The organism is Mesorhizobium sp. KR9-304 (assembly GCF_040049215.1).
In the GTDB taxonomy this organism is placed as follows: Bacteria; Pseudomonadota; Alphaproteobacteria; order Rhizobiales; family Rhizobiaceae; genus Mesorhizobium_K.
On the sequence record NZ_JBDZDN010000001.1, the window covers coordinates 2,545,609 to 2,563,446 of the forward strand.

Annotated in this window: 18 protein-coding genes; 13 read left to right on the plus strand and 5 right to left on the minus strand. The window is 62.7% G+C overall.

Features of this window, described 5'->3' with window-relative positions:
• Window positions 1–6 precede the first annotated feature (6 nt).
• The 3 genes from ABLE71_RS12160 to ABLE71_RS12170 all read left to right on the plus strand — a co-directional run bounded on the left by ABLE71_RS12160 (window position 7) and on the right by ABLE71_RS12170 (window position 4,015).
• Window positions 7–3,135 carry an efflux RND transporter permease subunit gene (locus ABLE71_RS12160; RefSeq protein ID WP_348783590.1) on the plus strand — a complete coding sequence of 1,043 codons (3,129 nt, stop codon included), beginning with the start codon at window positions 7–9 and terminating at the stop codon, window positions 3,133–3,135.
• Between the two features lie 152 nt (window positions 3,136–3,287).
• Window positions 3,288–3,596, plus strand: a complete 309-nt coding sequence (locus ABLE71_RS12165; RefSeq protein ID WP_348783591.1) for a hypothetical protein — start codon at window positions 3,288–3,290, stop codon at window positions 3,594–3,596.
• 5 nt (window positions 3,597–3,601) lie between these two features.
• Window positions 3,602–4,015: an SET domain-containing protein-lysine N-methyltransferase gene (locus tag ABLE71_RS12170; protein WP_348783592.1), complete on the plus strand. Its 414-nt coding sequence runs from the start codon at window positions 3,602–3,604 to the stop codon at window positions 4,013–4,015.
• A gap of 16 nt (window positions 4,016–4,031) precedes the next feature.
• Here the strand turns inward: ABLE71_RS12170 and ABLE71_RS12175 are convergent, their stop codons facing one another.
• Window positions 4,032–4,343, minus strand: a complete 312-nt coding sequence (locus tag ABLE71_RS12175; protein ID WP_348783593.1) for a DUF982 domain-containing protein — start codon at window positions 4,341–4,343, stop codon at window positions 4,032–4,034.
• A gap of 209 nt (window positions 4,344–4,552) precedes the next feature.
• On the opposite strand from ABLE71_RS12175, the gene hydA reads away from it, so the two are divergent.
• Together hydA and ABLE71_RS12185 are read left to right on the plus strand one after the other, a co-directional pair.
• On the plus strand, window positions 4,553–6,010 hold the full coding sequence (gene hydA, locus ABLE71_RS12180; RefSeq protein WP_348783594.1) for a dihydropyrimidinase: 1,458 nt from the start codon (window positions 4,553–4,555) through the stop codon (window positions 6,008–6,010).
• A 376-nt stretch (window positions 6,011–6,386) separates the two neighbouring features.
• Complete coding sequence (locus ABLE71_RS12185) at window positions 6,387–6,848, plus strand: hemerythrin domain-containing protein (protein ID WP_348783595.1); 462 nt, start codon at window positions 6,387–6,389, stop codon at window positions 6,846–6,848.
• A gap of 12 nt (window positions 6,849–6,860) precedes the next feature.
• Here ABLE71_RS12185 and ABLE71_RS12190 read toward each other — a convergent pair whose 3' ends face one another.
• Together ABLE71_RS12190 and ABLE71_RS12195 are read right to left on the minus strand one after the other, a co-directional pair.
• Window positions 6,861–7,583, minus strand: coding sequence for a Crp/Fnr family transcriptional regulator (locus tag ABLE71_RS12190; protein WP_348783596.1), 723 nt, complete (start codon window positions 7,581–7,583; stop codon window positions 6,861–6,863).
• Window positions 7,584–7,644: 61 nt separating this feature from the next.
• Window positions 7,645–8,232, minus strand: coding sequence for an NAD(P)H-dependent oxidoreductase (locus tag ABLE71_RS12195; RefSeq protein ID WP_348783597.1), 588 nt, complete (start codon window positions 8,230–8,232; stop codon window positions 7,645–7,647).
• Window positions 8,233–8,393: 161 nt separating this feature from the next.
• Here ABLE71_RS12195 and hemN point away from each other — a divergent pair, with 161 nt between their 5' ends.
• From hemN to ABLE71_RS12220, 5 genes are all read left to right on the plus strand, one after another.
• A complete protein-coding gene (hemN, locus tag ABLE71_RS12200; RefSeq protein WP_348783728.1) occupies window positions 8,394–9,740 on the plus strand; it encodes an oxygen-independent coproporphyrinogen III oxidase in 1,347 nt (448 codons plus the stop codon).
• A gap of 156 nt (window positions 9,741–9,896) precedes the next feature.
• Window positions 9,897–10,802, plus strand: coding sequence for a S1C family serine protease (locus tag ABLE71_RS12205; protein ID WP_348783598.1), 906 nt, complete (start codon window positions 9,897–9,899; stop codon window positions 10,800–10,802).
• Between the two features lie 108 nt (window positions 10,803–10,910).
• On the plus strand, window positions 10,911–11,222 hold the full coding sequence (locus tag ABLE71_RS12210; protein WP_348783599.1) for a tail fiber domain-containing protein: 312 nt from the start codon (window positions 10,911–10,913) through the stop codon (window positions 11,220–11,222).
• A 346-nt stretch (window positions 11,223–11,568) separates the two neighbouring features.
• Window positions 11,569–12,765, plus strand: a complete 1,197-nt coding sequence (locus ABLE71_RS12215) for a cupin domain-containing protein (RefSeq protein WP_348783600.1) — start codon at window positions 11,569–11,571, stop codon at window positions 12,763–12,765.
• A 112-nt stretch (window positions 12,766–12,877) separates the two neighbouring features.
• Window positions 12,878–13,606: a YoaK family protein gene (locus ABLE71_RS12220; protein WP_348783601.1), complete on the plus strand. Its 729-nt coding sequence runs from the start codon at window positions 12,878–12,880 to the stop codon at window positions 13,604–13,606.
• Between the two features lie 8 nt (window positions 13,607–13,614).
• Here ABLE71_RS12220 and ABLE71_RS12225 read toward each other — a convergent pair whose 3' ends face one another.
• Window positions 13,615–14,148: a hypothetical protein gene (locus tag ABLE71_RS12225; RefSeq protein ID WP_348783602.1), complete on the minus strand. Its 534-nt coding sequence runs from the start codon at window positions 14,146–14,148 to the stop codon at window positions 13,615–13,617.
• 317 nt (window positions 14,149–14,465) lie between these two features.
• On the minus strand, window positions 14,466–14,786 hold the full coding sequence (locus ABLE71_RS12230) for a hypothetical protein (protein WP_348783732.1): 321 nt from the start codon (window positions 14,784–14,786) through the stop codon (window positions 14,466–14,468).
• On the opposite strand from ABLE71_RS12230, the gene ABLE71_RS12235 reads away from it, so the two are divergent.
• From ABLE71_RS12235 to ABLE71_RS12245, 3 genes are all read left to right on the plus strand, one after another.
• Window positions 14,706–15,164, plus strand: coding sequence for a transcription termination/antitermination NusG family protein (locus ABLE71_RS12235; RefSeq protein ID WP_348783603.1), 459 nt, complete (start codon window positions 14,706–14,708; stop codon window positions 15,162–15,164). The genes ABLE71_RS12230 and ABLE71_RS12235 overlap by 81 nt on opposite strands.
• 183 nt (window positions 15,165–15,347) lie before the next feature.
• Entirely contained in the window at window positions 15,348–16,367 is a 1,020-nt protein-coding gene (locus tag ABLE71_RS12240; RefSeq protein WP_348783604.1) for an NAD-dependent epimerase, read from the plus strand.
• Window positions 16,368–16,472: 105 nt separating this feature from the next.
• On the plus strand, window positions 16,473–17,744 hold the full coding sequence (locus ABLE71_RS12245; RefSeq protein WP_348783605.1) for a sugar transferase: 1,272 nt from the start codon (window positions 16,473–16,475) through the stop codon (window positions 17,742–17,744).
• Window positions 17,745–17,838: the final 94 nt, after the last annotated feature.

The window sequence follows — 17,838 nt, forward strand, 5'->3', positions numbered from 1 at the left end:
GGAACGATGTCGGAGGCCAGCAACGCCCATCCCGAAACCGGCATGACGGCGCTCTTCGTGCGCCGGCCGATCCTCGCCTTCGTGCTGAACACGCTGATCGTCGTCGCGGGGCTCGCCGCCTTCTTCGGCGTTGAGGTACGCGAGCTGCCGGACGTCGACCGCCCGGTCATCACCATCACCGCCGACTATGACGGAGCGGCGGCCGAGACCATCGACCGCGAACTGACCGACGTGCTCGAGGGCGCGGTGTCGCGCGTCTCGGGCGTCAAATCGATCTCGTCGAGTTCGTCCTATGGGCGCAGCCGCGTCACGGTGGAGTTCAACGACGGCGTCGACCTCGATGTCGCGGCGTCCGACATGCGCGACGCGGTCGGCCGCGTTGCGAACCAGCTTCCCGACGACGCCGAGTCGCCCCGAATCGTCAAGGCGGACGCCAATGCGGATGCGGTGCTGCGCCTGGCGGTCACTTCGGACAACATGTCCGTCGAGGACATGACGATCCTGGTCGAGGACCAGATACTCGACACGCTGTCGGCGGTTCCGGGCGTCGCCGATGTGCAGGCCTACGGCGATCGCGAGAAGATATTCCGTATCGACATCGACCAGGCGAAGCTTGCCAGCCTCGGGCTTACCATTGCCGACATTCGCAACGCGCTGTCCTCGATCGCCCTGGACACGCCTGCCGGCGCGCTGACCACCAACGACCAGAACATCATCGTGCGCGCCACCGCCGACGTGACGACGCCAGAGGCTTTCGAGGCGCTGATGATCGGCGACGAGAATCGGCTGGGCGACGTGGCGACGGTCACGCTCGGCCCCGATATCGCGCAATCTTCTCTGCGCTCGGACGGCAAGACCGGCATAGGGCTCGGCATCATCCGGCAGGCGGAATCGAACACGCTCGACATTTCCCAGGGCGTGCGCGCCGCCGTCGCGAACATCCAGAAGAACCTGCCGGAGGGCATGAACATCCGCGTCACCAGTGACGACGCAGTCTTTGTGCGCGGCGCCGTGCATGAGGTCGAGATCGCACTCATGATCTCGGTGTCCATCGTGCTGGTGGTCATCTATCTGTTCCTGCTCGACCTGCGGGCGACGCTGATTCCGGGCCTTGCCCTGCCGGTCGCGCTGATCGGCACGATCGCGGCGATCTATCTGGTCGGCTTCTCGATCAACATCCTGACGCTGCTGGCGCTGGTGCTGGCGACCGGGCTCGTCGTCGACGACGCGATCGTGGTGCTGGAAAACATCGTGCGCCGGCGCAACGAAGGCATGGGTCCGCGCGCCGCAGCCGTGCTTGGCACGCAGGAAGTGTTCTTCGCAGTGGTCGCGACCACGGCAACGCTGGTCGCGGTTTTCGTGCCGCTCTCCTTCCTGCCCGGCCAGACCGGCGGCCTGTTTCGCGAATTCGGCTTCGTGCTGGCCATCGCCGTCATCCTGTCCTGCGTGGTGGCGTTGTCGCTCTGCCCGATGCTTGCTTCGCGCATGCTGACGGCACATGCCGGCGAGCACCATGGCGGCGTGATGGGCAAGATCGGCGGCAAGCTTGCCGGCCTCTACCGGCGCTGCCTGCATGCCTGCCTCGGCGCGCCGCTGATCGTGGTGATGGTGTCCGTGCTGTTCGCTGCCAGCGCCTACGGCGCTTTCGGGCTGATCCGGCAGGAACTTACGCCCGCGGAGGACCGCTCCAGGGCCATGCTGCGCATCAGCGCACCGCAGGGCGTAAGCCTCGACTACACGACGCAGCAGCTGCGGCGGATCGAGCAGCTGCTCCAGCCATTGCGCGATTCCGGCGAGATCGAGACGACCTTCGCAAACGCCGGGCAGGGCGGCTCGGTCAACAGTGCGTTCATGGTGATGGCGCTGGCCCCCTGGGACGAGCGAAAGCGCAGCCAGCAGGAGATCATGGCCGACATCGTCAGGCTGGTCGCGGATGTGCCCGGCGTGCGCGCGTTTCCCGTCACGCCGAACAGCCTGGGTATTCGCGGGGCGGGCAACGGCCTGCAGGTCGCGGTTATCGGCTCGAGCGGCTATGCCGAACTCGGCGAAGCGGCAAACAGGATCATCGCCGAGATGGAAAAGGATCCGCGCTTCCAGCAGCCGCGCCTGTCGACCGACGCGACGCAGCCGCAGCTCTCGGTGGCGATCAACCGCGAACGCGCCTCCGACCTCGGCATCGACATCACCGGGCTCTCCGAGGCCGTGCAGGCGATGCTCGACGGCAACGATATCGACGAGGTCTTCATCGACGACCGCTCCTATGCGGTGAAGCTCGTCTCCACCAGCAATCCGATCAACGACCCGACGGATATGGAGAACATCTTCCTGAAGACGACCGACGGGCGTTTCGTGCCACTGTCCTCGATCGCCACGCTGACGGAGAAAGCCGTGCCGCCGGCGCTGGCGCGCGAGCAGCAGCTCAGGTCGGTCGCCATCACCACGAACCTGGCGCCGGATTTCGCCCTAGGCGATGCCTATGAGCGCGTCCAGGAGATCGCAGCCCCCATCATACCGGCCGGCGGCCGCATTCTGCCGTTGGCCGAAGCGGCGACGCTCGGCGAGACCAACAGCGGCATGATGACGATCTTCGGGTTCGCGCTGGTCATCATTCTCCTGGTGCTGGCGGCGCAGTTCGAGAGTTTCATGAGCGCCGTCATCATCATGGCGACCGTGCCGCTCGGGCTCGCCTGCGCGGTCTTCGCGCTGCTCATCACCGGCACCAGCCTGAACGCCTACAGCCAGATCGGGCTCGTTCTGATGGTCGGCATCATGGCCAAGAACGGCATCCTCATCGTCGAGTTCGCCAACCAGCTGCGCGACCGCGGCATGGACGTGCGTCAGGCCATCGAGGCCGCGGCGAACATACGCCTGCGCCCGGTCATGATGACCATGATCTGCACCGTGCTCGGCGGCCTCCCGCTGGTGCTGGCATCCGGCGCAGGCGCCGAGGCGCGCATCGCGCTCGGCTGGGTCATCGTCGGCGGTCTCGGCATGGCGACGCTCTCGACGCTGTTCCTGACCCCTGTCGCCTATCTGCTGCTTGGCCGTTTCGTGACGCCGAAGGTGCATGAGGAGGCGCGGCTGAAGCGCGAACTGGAAGAAGCCGCCTATTCCGGCATGGAGCCAGCCGAGTAGTCCTATTTCCGCGAACTGCCTGCTCGGCCTCCGGCGGTTTCAGGAACCTTCCGGTCAGCCTAAGGTTATTCGCGGGCCGGCACGCCGCCGCGAAACTTCCCTCGGCCAGGGGCGGTGCGCCGGAGGAGCCCCACCAAAGGAAGGGACCAGCCATGAACACCGCCAACCTTCAGCTTCAAGGCCTTCTTCTCGCCGTCGCCTCCATCAACAACGCGCTGGTGCACAAGGGCCTGCTCGGCATTGACGAGATAGACCTCGCCCTGCGAAAAGCCGAGGCGAGCCTGACCGGCGAAGAAAGGCTGTTCGAGGATATGTCTCCCGCCAACCGCGACGCGATCTGCTTTCCCATCCGCCTGCTGATGATGGCCAACAACAGCCAGGGCGAGTCGAACGTGCCCGGCTTCTCTGAACTGGCGCGCATGGTCGGCCGGACCAAGGAACACTACAACGACCAGATGTGAGGACCATGCTGCTTGTAAGCACCTATGTAGCCGCGAGCGAGATCGAGGGAGTGGGCGTCTTCGCGGCGGCGCCGATCGGAAAGGGCGCGGTGATCTGGCGGCTGGACCCGGGATTCGACAGGCTGATCCCTGTCGACACGTATGACTCCATGCCGGAAACGATGAAGGAACTCATCGATCGCTACGCCTATCCGAGCCCGGACAAGCCCGGATATCTGGTCTACGAGGTCGACAACGGCCGCTTCATGAACCATTCCGATACTCCCAACACCGATTTTTCCGTATATGGCGGCGGAACGGCGACGCGGGATATCGCGCGCGGCGAGGAAATCACTTGCAACTACCATGAGTTCTACGAGGGTTTCGAACTCCCGCCGCATCATGAAGGATCGATTGTCGAGGCGGCGGCCCGGCCCTGAAGACCAGAACGCAGCGCTATCGAACTCCGTGCGGGAGCCGGGTTTCGCGCTTGCGCGAGTCGGGCGGGGCGGAAAGCCGCCCGTTATTCCTCAATATGCCCGTGATGCGGGCAAAGCCCGACAACGACTTCCTCGCCTCCTCGATGGTGAGATAGCCTTCGCGCGCGGCGGTGCAGGCGTTGTAGGCCGCGTGATAGACCGGTCCGCGACGGTCGGCTGGCCAGTCGCGCAGGAACTGCAGCGCCTGCTCCAGATCCTCGATGTCGAGGCCGGCGGGCCAGCCGGCGGACTCTATGCACACCGGCGCAAAGAACGGCTTTTTCTCCAACGCTTCCTCCCGAAAGCTTCGAGGCAGCATAACACAAAATAACGCAGGCGGATGGAAAACGTTCCGCTGGGGAAACAGCCGGCAAAAAAATCCGTCGATGCTTGCCGCGCAGGCGGGGTGACAAGCGGTTCGCTATGGGCAATCCCGTTGCTGACATTTCGATCCAGGCGGGGCAGAATGGTTTCACTGAGATGGGAGAACGGACTGATATGTCGACAGTGATCAAGGGCGGCACCATTGTCGCCGCCGACCGGACCTATGAAGCGGATATCCTGGTCGAGGGTGAGACGATCGCCGCGATCGGCAGGAACCTCAAGGGCGACAAGGTGGTCGACGCCGAAGGCGCCTACATCATGCCGGGGGGCATCGACCCTCATACCCATCTCGAAATGCCGTTCATGGGTACGACAGCGGCCGAAACCTGGGAGAGTGGCACTTTCGCTGCTCTGTCCGGCGGGACGACGATGATGGTCGATTTCGTTATCCCCGGGCCGGCCGGCATGCTGGCGGCGATGGAGGAGTGGGAGGGCAGGGCCGCGCGGCAGGCCTCGTGCGACTACTCCTACCATATGTGCGTGACCGGCTGGTCGAAGCAGCATTTCGACGAGATGGAAAAGGTCGTCGCGCGCGGCATCAACACATTCAAGCACTTCATGGCCTACAAAGGCGCGCTGATGGTGAATGACGACGAGATGTTCGCCTCGTTCCAGCGCTGCGCGGCGCTTGGCGCGCTGCCGCTGGTCCACGCCGAGAACGGCGACGTGGTGGCGGCGCTGCAACAGAAATATATCGACGCCGGCATTCCGGGGCCCGAGGCGCACGCTTATTCGCGCCCGCCGGAGGTGGAGGGCGAGGCTACCAACCGGGCCATCATGATCGCCGATGCGGCGGGCGTGCCGGTCTACATCGTTCATGTTTCCTGCGAGCAGAGCCACGAGGCGATCCGTCGTGCAAGGCAGAAGGGCATGCGCGCCTATGGCGAGCCGCTGATCCAGCATCTCACGCTCGACGAACGCGAGTACCAGAATGCCGACTGGATGCATGCGGCGCGACGTGTGATGAGCCCACCGTTCCGCGACAAGGCAAACCAGGACAGCCTGTGGGCAGGGCTTTCCGCCGGTTCGCTGCAGGTGGTGGCAACCGACCACGCCGCCTTCACCAGCGAGCAGAAAAAGATGGGGTTGACCGACTTCCGCAAGATCCCGAACGGCACCGGCGGGCTCGAGGACCGCATGCCGGTACTGTGGACGCGCGGAGTGGAAACCGGGCGGCTGACGCCGAACGAGTTCGTCGCCGTGACCTCGACCAACATCGCGCAGATACTCAACATCTATCCGCGGAAGGGCGCGATCCTGCCGGGTTCCGACGCTGATATCGTGGTCTGGGACCCCAAACTGTCGAAGACGATCTCGGCGGCCAACCAGAAGTCGATCATCGACTACAACGTGTTCGAAGGCTTCAAGGTCAGCGGCCTGCCGCGCTACACGCTATCGCGCGGCGAGGTCGTGTGGTCGCACGGCCAGAACTCGCAACCGCAGCCGGGCCGCGGCAAGTTCGTGGCGCGCAAGCCCTTCGCCGCAATCAACCGGGCGCTGTCGACCTGGAAGGAAATCACCGCGCCTCGCGCCGTAACGCGCTCGCCCGAACACATGCCGATCGGCGTGTGAACGGCGAAGCCCTTTTCCGGGCGCAGGGGGAAAGGGCATTCCATTCGGCGAAGGCCGCGGTGCGGCGGGCCCTGTACGGGCCTTGATCCAGGTCAAGGCGCCCCTGGCGCTTCCGGCATATCAATACTTATGGAATCGAACGGAGCGGAGGCAAACGCGGACGTGTCGCGCGACGGGGCGCGATGAGCCGGCTGACCGGAGTTCGGATTGCCGGGGGGATCGTGACGCCGCCTGCTGCTGCCGGGGGCTCTCTCCCGACCGTTAGGGAGGTCGTGTCCGCTGGTCGCACTGTGATCCTCGCCGCCCATGCGGATGGGCCGTCCGGGCTCAACATGCGTCCGCTCGTCCTGATGAACGGCAGGCAGGAGGAGATGCCATGACGACGCCCGCAATGGATGCAAGCCTTACGCTCGTCGCCCAGAGCCATGCGCGCCAGATGGCGCTCTGCGAGGATCTCGAAGCGATCGCCGACGGGCTGCCGGGCAATGTCAACCACCAACTCTGCCTGCATCTCGCCCGCGTCGTCTGCCCGACCATCGCGGCGGCGCATGAGGTCGAGGAGCGGGTTCTCTTTCCGGCCGTCCAGACGCTGTCGGCGACGCTGCCCGACCTCGACAACACCATCGAGCGGTTGAGATGGGAGCATTTCGAGGACATGTCTTTCGCCGAGGAACTGCATGATGCGCTGCTGTCGATCGGGCGCGGCGAGCCGAAGATGACGGCGGAAGCGGCCGGCTACATGCTGCGCGGCTTTTTCGAGAGCGTCAGGCGTCACGTTGCCTTCGAACGCGAAATGCTGTCGCCGCTGATGCAGCTGGCGCTGCGCAAGGCGGGGTAAGTCGGGGCCCGGCTAGCCGCAGCGCGCCTTCAGCGCCGCCATGTTCGGGATCTCGACATGACGGACGCCGGTGATGACGACGATGCGTTCGGCGCGCAGCTTCGACAATTGCCGCGACACGGTCTCGATCGTCAGCCCGAGGAAATCGGCGATGTCCGTGCGCGTCAACGGCAGGTCGAAGACGCGCCTGCCGCCGCCCACCGACGGGTCGAGTTGCGTGGCGATCAGGTATAGGAAGCTCGCCACTTTCTCCGACGCGGTCTTGCGGCCGAGCGTCACCATCCATTCGCGGGCCTCGTCGAGCTCGCGCAGCGTCTGCTGCATCAGCCGATGCTCGAGCGCGGGGTTCTCGGCGACCAACCGCTCAAGGGCGGCCTTCGGCACGCGGCAGAGATCGACGTCGGACGCCGCCTCGGCGGTGACCGCACTTTCCTTGCTGAACAGGCGACCGAGGAAATCCGGCGCGAATTGCAGGCCGACGATCTGCTGGCGTCCATCCTCCAGCACCTTGGAAAGCTTCACCACGCCCCGCATGACGTTGGCATAGCTTTCGACCGGCCTCGCCTCGGCCGCGAGTTCCGCGCCCGCGTCATGCCGCACGACCCGCGTGTGACGCGAAAGCGCCACCAGTTCCGACGGTTCCAGTACGCCGCACATGCCCTTGTGCCGCGCTTCGCAGCTCTGGCAAAGCAGAGGCACGTCGGAATTGTGGATGTCCTTGCGTAGGGCGCTCATGGCTACGTTCATCAGTTGGACCGCGAACCCGCCAATAGCCATATTCCCTGGTGACGCACGGTCAAAGTGCCGCAGCGCCGAGGCGTCGCATGCGCTCAAGCCAGGCGGCTCGGCGGGCGCCGCCCGCGGCCTCGACCATCCCTATCAAGGTCGTGCGGACCGGTCTGATGCCGACGAAGTTCAGGATGCCGCGGCGCAGGCCGGCGACACCATGCGACAGGTAGAACAGCCGGTAGAGCATCGCCGGCATTCCCATGGTCACGACGAGGCGCGCCGAACGCCCTTTCAGCCGCTGCTTCGGCCAGCCGCCGGTCTTGCTGTAGTCATAGGCGAAATGCGGCCGCATCACCTGTTCGAGAAAGGCCTTGAGCAGGGCCGGCATCGTACCCAGCCAGAGCGGAAAAACGATGACGATGTGGTTTGCCGCGAGGATCGCCTCCCAGGCAGGCTTCAGCGCCGCCGGCATGTCGCCCCCGGTGAATTCTCCCTGCGTCTTCAGCAAAGGAAAGTCGATTGCGGCGAGGTCGATGCGGCTGACATCGTGTCCGGCGGCCGCGGCGCCTTGGGCGTAGGCACCCGCCAGCGCGCGACAGAGCCGGTTCGGATCGCCGTCGGGATGGCCCTGGACGATGACGATCTTCTTGCCCATCGCTTTCGTTTCCCGTTTGCGCACGCGCAGTCGCCTATGTGTATTGCCTGCGTGGCCATGAATGCGGGGCAGCGGCCGGACGGTCCTTGATCGAAATCAAGGCCTATCCCGCCTGGCTACGCCATTCTCCCGCCATGCCAGTCAGCGACATCGTCAGTGAAATCGACCGCGGCCTGATCGACCGCCATTCGGCGCCCGTGCCGCGCTATACGAGCTACCCGACCGCGCCGCATTTCCATGCGGGCGTCGATGGCGCGACTTACGCGCGGTGGCTCGCCGAAAGCCCGTCGGGTGCGTCCGTGTCGCTCTACCTGCACATTCCGTTCTGCGACCGGCTCTGCTGGTTCTGCGCCTGTCACACGAAACAGGTGCTGCGCTACGAGCCGATTGCTACCTATCTCGAAGCGCTGCATGCGGAGATCGCCACGGTTGCGGCGCGTCTCGGCCGACGCCGCGTCACCGCCATCCATCTTGGCGGCGGGTCGCCGACGATGCTCGCACCCGACGACGTCGATCGTCTGGGCGAGGCGCTTCGGCTGGCTTTTGCCATCGACGAGAATTGCGAGGCGAGCCTCGAGGTGGACACGAACGATGTCGACGCGGAAAAGCTCGGTGCGTGGCGGCGTTTCGGCATCACCCGCGCGAGCTTCGGCGTGCAGGACTTCGATCCGGCGGTGCAGCAGGCGATCAACCGTTACCAGAGCTTTGCGCAGACGGCCGAGGCCGTGGAGGGTTTCCGGGAGCGCGGCGTCGGTTCGGTCAATCTCGACGTACTCTACGGCCTGCCGGATCAGACGATGGAGACGCTTGCCAACACGCTCGACCAGGTGATCTCGCTGGCGCCCGACCGCATCGCGCTCTTCGGCTATGCGCATGTGCCGTGGATGAAGAAGCACCAGCGGCTGATCGACGAGGCGAGGCTGCCGGACCGGCATCAGCGCTTTGCCCAGGCAAGGCTCGGCGCCGCGATGCTTTCGGGCGCGGGATATGTGCCGATCGGGCTCGACCATTTCGCCAGGCCAGGCGACGGTTTGGCGCGGGCGCAGGACGAAGGCCGGCTCCGACGCAATTTCCAGGGTTACACCACCGACACGGCAGACATGCTGGTCGGGATCGGCGCATCGTCGATCAGCCGGCTGCCGCAAGGCTACACGCAGAACGTGACCGCGACCGCAGACTACAAGCGCGCCGCGCTCGCGGGCCGTTTGCCTATCGTGCGCGGCTATGCGCTGACGGAGGCGGACAAGGCGGCGGCCTGGGTGATCGAAGAGCTGATGTGCGCGTTCGGATTTTCCGCCGACCGGCTGCGGGACCTGTTCCCGGCCGAGGCGGAGCGGCTTGTCGCCGGAGCCGAGGCCGTCGTCCGCAGCGACGCGGACCGGTTCGTTCGCTGGGAGGACGGACGGTTCCTGGTTACGGAGCGCGGGCGGCCATTCGTGCGCACGATCGCGGCGCGGTTCGACGGCTTCCTGAAACAGAACGAGCAGCGGCACTCGATCGCCGTCTGAATCCCGATAGGCCGGATCCCGATAGGTCGGATCGCGATGCGTTGGATTGCGATGCTGGCCGTCGCCTTGCGGTCGGCAAACCGTTTCCTAGCTATTAGGAAACGGCACCTCCGGGCGCGGCTTGAGCACGCGGCCGGATCGTATCAGGATAAAAACATGAGAATCGAACCAATCCTGCGGTCCATCGTGGCCGTGCGCAGCTCGATCCCGGACGACGCCTTCACCGCCGCGGCGCTGGGCAACCGGCGGGAAGGCAGTGGCATCGTCATCAACGACAGCGGGCTGATCCTCACGATCGGATATCTGATCACCGAGGCCGAGGAGGTCTGGCTGACGGCGAATGACGGGCGCGTGTTTCCCGCCCATGCGCTCGCATACGACCAGGAGACCGGCTTCGGCCTGGTCCAGGCGCTGGCCCCGCTCGATCTCCCGGCAGTGGAACTGGGCGACGCCTCGGCCGCCAAGGTCGGCGATCCCGTTGTGTTTGCAGACGGCGCCGGCGAGGTCGTCGAGGCGGAGATCGTGGCCAGGCAGGAGTTCGCCGGCTACTGGGAATATCTGCTCGAGGATGCGATCTTCACCGCGCCCGCGCATTCGTCCTGGGGAGGTGCTGCGCTGATCGGCTCCGATGGAAAGCTTCTGGGCGTCGGCTCGCTACGCCTGCAGATGAGCCGGGGCGCGGACATCGCCGACATCAATATGGTCGTGCCGATCGACCTCCTGCCGCCGATCCTGGACGATCTGGTCAGCCGCGGAAAGGTCGACAAGCCGCCGCGCCCCTGGCTCGGAGCCTTCTCGGCCGAAAGCAACGGCGAGGTGATCGTCATGAGCGTGTCGGAAGGCAGCCCGGCGGCGCAAGCAGGGCTGCGACAGGGCGACGTCATCTCCGATGTCCGCGACGGCGAGGTCGAAGGCCTCGGCGATTTCTACCGCAAGCTGTGGGCGAGCGGCCCTGCCGGCGCGGAAATTCCTATGCGGATCGTGCGTGACGGCCGCGAGACATGGCTTCGCGTCAAGACCGCCGACCGCAACGCCTTTCTCAAGAAGCCGCAACTGCAGTAGGAACCCGTCACTGTCGGGTGGTTCCACCCGGATCGTTCATGTTGACTTCCGCACCGACATCCGCCACCGTTTTACAATCGACGGTCGTCGAAAAGGGCGGAGGGCGTGATGAAGAAGGCGTATGTGAAGCCGGAATTCAGGAAGGGCGCGCTCCTTTCGCAGATCACGGCAGATGGTGGGTTCAGCGGTGAAGCCACCATCAGCGACATCCGCCTCAAGACCGACATCGAAATGGTCGGCGTCGCGGCAAACGGATTGCCTCTCTACAACTTCAAATATCTGTGGAGCGATGCCGTCTATCAGGGCGTCATGGCCCAGGACGTTCTGAAGGTGTTCCCGGAGGCCGTGTGCACGATGCCCAGCGGTCATCTCGCCGTGCGCTACGACATGCTCGGCATGAAGATGACCCGGGTTCTGTGAGGGCCGGACAGCGGCGGTCGGTTTGTAGCGCAGGTCAGTGATCTAACTGCCTGGGACGCACAGCTGCGACAGGGCGATTTCTTGTCACCTACGCCTTTGCACATCGATGCTCAGCAGCTTTGACTTCCGTCCGCGAACGGCTGCGGACGGTTTCCTCGACTACATATACCTTTGGGTGCCTCCATCATTCAAAAGATCAGGATGAAATTCATACGTATAGTTTAATAGAGCACGAGGGTTTCGTCTAACGGTATCCGACTTCATCAAATGACCGGATGTCAAATTGTGAAGGTCGGGACAGCGATGTTTCACCATCGCGGAAATACCGAAAGATAGGATCCACGCCATGTCTTCATCGATCACAGGCAATCCCAAGTCGCTTTTTGGCGCGCTTTCTGACGAAACCTACAGGGCCGAGCGCCACGCTTCTGCCAGCAATCCGGGTCCGAAGAATTTGGCCCTGATGCAACTCAATCCAAACTCCGACGTACCCCCACCCACCGATCACGGCGTCGTCGAACCGTTCTGGTATTCGTTCGACCTCACCCATCGCCGGGTGCAGGAAGGTGGCTGGACCCACCAGGTCACCACCCGCGAACTTCCGGCGTCCAAGGACATTGCCGGCGTCAACATGCGGCTGACCAAAGGCAGTTTTCGCGAGTTGCACTGGCACCTCGCTGACGAGTGGGCGATCATGCTGAGCGGCAAGGCTCGCGTCACCGTCTTCACGCCGGACGGAGCAATGTTCATAGATGACGTATCCGAAGGCGATCTGTGGCTGTTTCCGGCCGGCGCCCCGCATTCGATCCAGGCGCTTGGCGAAGAGGGCTGCGAATTCCTTCTCGTCTTCAACCAAGGTAATTTCTCGGAGGAAAGCACGCTCCTGCTGTCGGACTGGCTCAAGCACACGCCGCCGGAAATCCTGCAGCGAAATTTCGGTCTGCCGATCGAATCGATCGCAAAACTGCCCAAGGGCGAACCTCTTTACATTTTCAGCAGCCAGGAACCTGAAAAGTCGCTGGACGAGGAAGTTGCCGAGGTCGCACGTCACGCCGCCAAGCCGAAGATGTCCTACACGTTCAAGGCCAGCACCATGAAACCGACCAAGGAAGGCGAAGCAGGCAACGTCAAGGTCGTCGATTCGCGGAACTTCCCGGCATCGCAAAAGATCGCTTCGGCCATCGTGACGGTGAAGCCCGGCTGCATGCGCGAGATGCACTGGCATCCGAACGGCAGCGAATGGCAATACTGGCTCAAGGGCAAGGGCCGCATGACCGTGTTTCCGGGACAGGAGGCGGCCCGCACGATGGATTTCAACGCCAACGATGTCGGCTTCGTCTCCAACATGGCGGGTCACTACATCGAGAACACCGGTGATGAAGACCTTGTTTTCCTCGAGATGTTCGTCGCGCTCGAATTTCAGGAAATCTCGCTGAACCGGTGGCTGAGAGCGCTTCCTGAACAGGCGGCCAGAGCCCACACAAACCTGACCGCCGCCGAGATCAGGAAGATCCCGGAAGGTGATCGCCCCCTGCTGCGATAGGGGTCGACTACGCTCGTGCCAGCGGTTGGGTCGGACGACCAAACCGCTGGCAATCCTCCGGCGCAAAAATCGAATGTCCAAAATGTCCAGTGCTGGCCTTGGAAACGGTCCCGTGGAATCGACGGCCGAGCCTGTCGGGCATTCCCCACGCGTACCTGGCCCATCCCAAGTCTCGTCGCCAGACGGCAAGAGCGCCTCGATGATCTCGCAGCCGTCACGTCCAGTCGTCTATGCGACGCTACTGACGATCCTCGCCGGATTCCTCGATGCGGCAGCTTACTCCGAACTCGACCATCTCTACGTCTCCTTCATGAGCGGCAACAGCACGCACCTGGGAATCGTCCTGGCATCAGGCGATCTGCCCGGTATCGTTGCAGTTGCGGTCATCGTCGGCGCTTTCGTCCTCGGAGCGGGCGTAGGCACATGGATTGCGGACGCGGCGGGGACTCGGCTGCTGGCGTCCATCCTCACTGCCGAAGCAATGTTCCTGGCTGTTGCGTTGGCTCTGTCGCTTCAAGGCAACAATCACCCCGCTCTTTTGCTTGTAGCGATGGCGATGGGCATGCAGAACACCATGCATCAGGTCATAGCTGGAGCGGACGTCGGCAAGAGCTTCATCACCGGGGCACTGTTCGGTCTTGGCCAGTCGATTGCTCGCCTGCTTCGCGGTAGAGGCAAGGCAGGGGAAGTTGCGTCAAATCTGCTGAGCTGGATAGCCTTCGTCGCCGGAGCCACGATCGGCACGCTTGCAGTCCTGTCGTTCGGCCTCAAAGCGTGTCTTCTTGGGGCGACAGTCCTGATCCTGATGATGCTCGGCGCCTTTCTGGCCCGATGGATTTGAGCTGAGGCTTACGGGTTTTTCCCGATCGCCGCCGAAACCGTTTCCGCAATCCAGATTTCCGGGCTTACTCCGGCTGCCCTGGCCTTCGCCTCGATCTGATCGACAACATCCGGCGGAAACGGAACGTCCAGCACAATTTCCTGGGCATCTTCCGCGGAAAAGACCAGACTTGTTATCTGGGTCGCAAACTGTCGGACGCGCAGAGTTTTCTGGTCATCGTTGAGGGAGGTGTCAGCCGCGACTATCGGACAATACTGGCCAATCAGATTGTCGATGATCAGGATTTCGGCCAGGCCTTGTTTACGCAACGTGTCGACCACGGCCATCAATTGCGCCGGGTTGTCGAGCGGGTCGCCCAACGGCAGCAACGATTTCACATCGTGAACTCCCCCAGTATCCGCATCGACAGGCCGCCAGGCACACTCGAAGTCTTTCGCGGAAGCCGGCGCTGCGTAGAGGCAGGCGCTGGTGAAGGACAGCAGCGCCATGACGCAAAGGGCTTTTCGCGCCACCCGGGCGTGAATGCGGATCAACAGCGGCATTAGTCCTCTCCTCGTCTCGCATGTGAATGTCAAAGCAGGCTTGAACCGGCGGCGCGATCATACCTTTCGCAACGTTTTCCGGTTTCCTGGAATGCATCACTGATGTTGTGCGTGAGGGGCGTGCCATTTCGCAATCATGGCGTCGGCACGACAAAGGTCCGCTTGGTGCTCCGGCAACACGGCCGCGGTGAAAACGCCTCGGCCTGTGGCTGAATAGCCGGCTCTGCGACAATATCACTATTCCGTTGTGATCTTATCGGCAGGATCGGCTCTGTGATCTGTTGGGAAGGCGTAGTGTGCGAAGCGAAGATTTCAGTTCACGACCCCTCGGGGGCATTTTCCGCGACGGTCAGATTTAGATGCCGATCCAATCTTGACTTTATGCTGCGCTCACTAGACTTTATCAGATTAGCTTCATCCGTTAATTCGCAGTAAGGAATATTGACGTTGAAGTTTCTGCTGGGGGCCAATACAGCGGAAGAATCCGGGACATGGTCCATCCCCGTAATCACGATGTCAGATTGCCTCGCTGGTATGTTGTGAGTTCGCTTCCGGGCATGGAAGAACGTGCCGAGTGGCATTTGCGCCGACAGGGTTTCGTGCCATTTCTGCCGCGCCAGAAACGCACGGTTCGTCATGCTAGGCGCATCCTCGTGCGCCGGGCGGCCTTCTTTCCCGGATATATGTTCGTCGCTTTGGACATTGATCTCGACCGCTGGCGCTCAGTTAACGGAACAATCGGCGTCCGCTCACTGATCATGCGCGGCCAACGGCCCGTTCCATGTCCGATCGGTATGGTCGAACAGCTCATCGCAATCACCGACACGGAGGGTCTGCTCGATTTCAGCTCCGTACTCGCGGCTGGAAGCCCGGTCCGCATCCTTTCGGGTCCGTTTGCGGACCTTGTCGGCTTGTTCGAGAAACTCGATTCAGCTAACCGTGCGCGTGTGCTTTTGAAGATCATGAGCGGCGAAGTCGCGGTGAGCATGGACGTGAAGGATCTCGTCGCCGCCTAACCTTTGCCGCATCCGCCGGTTAGGCGGAGTGCCATCAGCTGCTCTTGGCTCTTTCACCCAGGAGTGCGGTAGCTTGCGACGGTCCGGCGTCCGATTCGTGGAGTGGAAAACCGGTTTAGCCGTGAGCGGCATTTCTGACCTCGGGCTGGTAGTTTCCAGGTCCACAAGTTGCGATTGCATCCCATGAAGATTCTGGTCACCGGCAACGCCGGCTTTATCGGCTTCCACGTCGCGAAAGCGTTGTTGGAGCGCGGCGACGAGGTGGTCGGTTTCGATGTTGTCAATGACTACTACGACCCCAAGCTGAAAGAGGCGCGGCTTCGCAACCTGGAGGAAACAAACAGACGGACCAATTCCGGCTACCATTTCGTTCGAGCCAATCTCGCCGAGCGCGCCGCTGTCGAGACGTGCTTTGCCGATCATAAATTCGATCGTGTGATCCACCTCGCCGCGCAAGCCGGCGTTCGCTACAGCCTGGAAAACCCGCACGCCTACGTTGAGAGCAACATAGTCGCCTTCACCAACATGCTGGAGGCATGCCGTCACGCCGGCGTCGCGCATCTCACTTACGCCAGCACGTCGAGCGTCTATGGCGCCAACACCAACATGCCCTTCTCGGAGCATCGGCCGGCCGATCACCCGCTGCAGTTCTACGCCGCCACCAAGCGTGCCAACGAGCTGATGGCGCATAGCTACAGTCACCTGTTCCGACTGCCGACGACGGGCCTGCGCTTCTTCACGGTATACGGACCGTGGGGCCGGCCGGATATGGCGCTATTCCTGTTCACGAAAAGCATCCTTGCCGGGGAGCCGATCGAGCTCTTCAACAATGGCAACCACACGCGCGACTTCACCTATGTCGAGGACATCGCGCAAGGCGTGATCCGGGCGAGTGACCAGCCGGCAGCTCCCAATTCCGCCTGGGATTCGGGCGATCCGGATCCGGCGACGAGCAGCGCGCCCTGGCGCATCTTCAACATCGGCAACAACAACCCGGTGAAGCTGACCGAATATGTCGAGGCGCTGGAAGTGGTACTGCGCCGCAAAGCTATCGTGAAGCTGCTGCCGCTGCAGCCGGGCGATGTGCCCGATACATTCGCGGATGTCTCAGAGCTGGAAAATGCTGTCCACTATAAGCCAAACACACCAGTGCGCGAGGGCGTTGCAGAATTTGTAAAGTGGTTTCGTTCGTATTATCAATGATGTATTGACGCTAACCGATTCTTGTAAAAGCGATTTCAGTAAATTTCCGTCTCACGATTGCCCGAAAGCTTGCTCTAATATGAATCCGGCCCGAGAGATTTTAAGGTGAGCGTGTCGATCGGGAACCTGCCGAAGCAGCGTCATCTGCTGCTGCGAATCAGATTCCAGCTCCTCGGCGGGTTGACCGTGGCAATCCTGGCGCCTGCCCTGATCCGTATGGCGCTCGATCCCCGGGTGATCCTCGAGACCAACCTGCAGGTGACGATCACCGCGGCCGTCTTTGCCCATGTGATCGGCTTCTTCGTCTACAAGCGGATCGGCAATTTTCCTGGCGTGGCGGCCGCCGGCTACATCTTGCCGACCTTCGCCCTCTCATACGGGCTCGTGTTTGTGACCATCTTCTTTTTCCGGCTCGACTACAGCCGCTTCCAGGCGGCCAGCAGCTTCATGCTGTCGACCCTCTGGTATTTCGGCCTCGGCCTCGCAACCCGACGCCTCGAGCCCTATCGGCTGGCAGTCGTCCCGGGCGGAGAAGTCGACCGGCTCGACAAGATCGGCGGCGTCGTCTGGCATCATCTTTCGGCGCCTCACGCCGCATATGAACGCGTCAACGGCGTCGTCGCCGATCTGCGCGCCGTTCTTTCGGACGACTGGGAAAGGTTCATCGCCGACAGCGCCCTTGCCGGCGTACCCGTCTACCACGTCAAGCAGGTGAGCGAGTCGTTGACCGGCCGCGTCGAGATCGAGAACCTGTCCGAGAACACGCTCGGCTCCCTCAATCCCAACCAGGCCTATATCAAGATCAAGCAGGCGATCGACTGGCTGGCGGCGGTGCTTGTGCTTGCTGTTTTTTCACCGCTGCTTTTTCTGGTAGCGATCGTCATTCGGCTGGATTCGCCTGGACCCGTGTTGTTCCGGCAGGAGCGGATGGGGTACCGCGGCGAGGTCTTCACGGTCTACAAATTCAGGTCGATGCATATCGACGGCGATGAGGGGACCGAAGACGAAAGGGAGAAGGCCATCACCAAGAACCGCGATGGCCGCATCACGCGTATAGGCGGTCTCCTGCGAAGGTCGCGGATCGACGAGCTCCCGCAGGCGATCAACATACTGCGTGGCGAGATGAGCTGGATCGGTCCGCGTCCGGAAGCCGTGGTGCTGTCGCGCTGGTATCAGGCGGAACTGCCGTTCTACCGCTACCGGCACATCGTGCGCCCGGGCATAACCGGCTGGGCGCAGATAAACCAGGGACACGTCGTCGAAGTCGGCGATGTCCTGGAGAAACTCCACTACGACTTCTACTACATCAAGAATTTCTCGCCGTGGCTGGATGTGGTCATCGTGCTGAGTGTCCGTCGTCTGAACATTTGGCGCTGATGGCTGCTTGATTTAGCGGAGTGTTGGCCTCGATTTTGGATTGATGTTAAGCGGCGAGCTTGCGGTGCTGCAAGCGTCGGAGCTGGATTGTCTT

Coding starts and splice junctions, on each gene's coding strand:
- ABLE71_RS12160 (WP_348783590.1), top strand. CDS start 7: ATGTCGGAGGCCAGCAACGCCCATCCCGAAACCGGCATGACGGCGCTC.
- ABLE71_RS12165 (WP_348783591.1), top strand. CDS start 3,288: ATGAACACCGCCAACCTTCAGCTTCAAGGCCTTCTTCTCGCCGTCGCC.
- ABLE71_RS12170 (WP_348783592.1), top strand. CDS start 3,602: ATGCTGCTTGTAAGCACCTATGTAGCCGCGAGCGAGATCGAGGGAGTG.
- hydA (WP_348783594.1), top strand. CDS start 4,553: ATGTCGACAGTGATCAAGGGCGGCACCATTGTCGCCGCCGACCGGACC.
- ABLE71_RS12185 (WP_348783595.1), top strand. CDS start 6,387: ATGACGACGCCCGCAATGGATGCAAGCCTTACGCTCGTCGCCCAGAGC.
- ABLE71_RS12190 (WP_348783596.1), bottom strand. CDS start 7,583: ATGAGCGCCCTACGCAAGGACATCCACAATTCCGACGTGCCTCTGCTT.
- ABLE71_RS12195 (WP_348783597.1), bottom strand. CDS start 8,232: ATGGGCAAGAAGATCGTCATCGTCCAGGGCCATCCCGACGGCGATCCG.
- ABLE71_RS12205 (WP_348783598.1), top strand. CDS start 9,897: ATGAGAATCGAACCAATCCTGCGGTCCATCGTGGCCGTGCGCAGCTCG.
- ABLE71_RS12210 (WP_348783599.1), top strand. CDS start 10,911: ATGAAGAAGGCGTATGTGAAGCCGGAATTCAGGAAGGGCGCGCTCCTT.
- ABLE71_RS12215 (WP_348783600.1), top strand. CDS start 11,569: ATGTCTTCATCGATCACAGGCAATCCCAAGTCGCTTTTTGGCGCGCTT.
- ABLE71_RS12225 (WP_348783602.1), bottom strand. CDS start 14,148: ATGCCGCTGTTGATCCGCATTCACGCCCGGGTGGCGCGAAAAGCCCTT.
- ABLE71_RS12235 (WP_348783603.1), top strand. CDS start 14,706: ATGGAAGAACGTGCCGAGTGGCATTTGCGCCGACAGGGTTTCGTGCCA.
- ABLE71_RS12230 (WP_348783732.1), bottom strand. CDS start 14,786: ATGACGAACCGTGCGTTTCTGGCGCGGCAGAAATGGCACGAAACCCTG.
- ABLE71_RS12240 (WP_348783604.1), top strand. CDS start 15,348: ATGAAGATTCTGGTCACCGGCAACGCCGGCTTTATCGGCTTCCACGTC.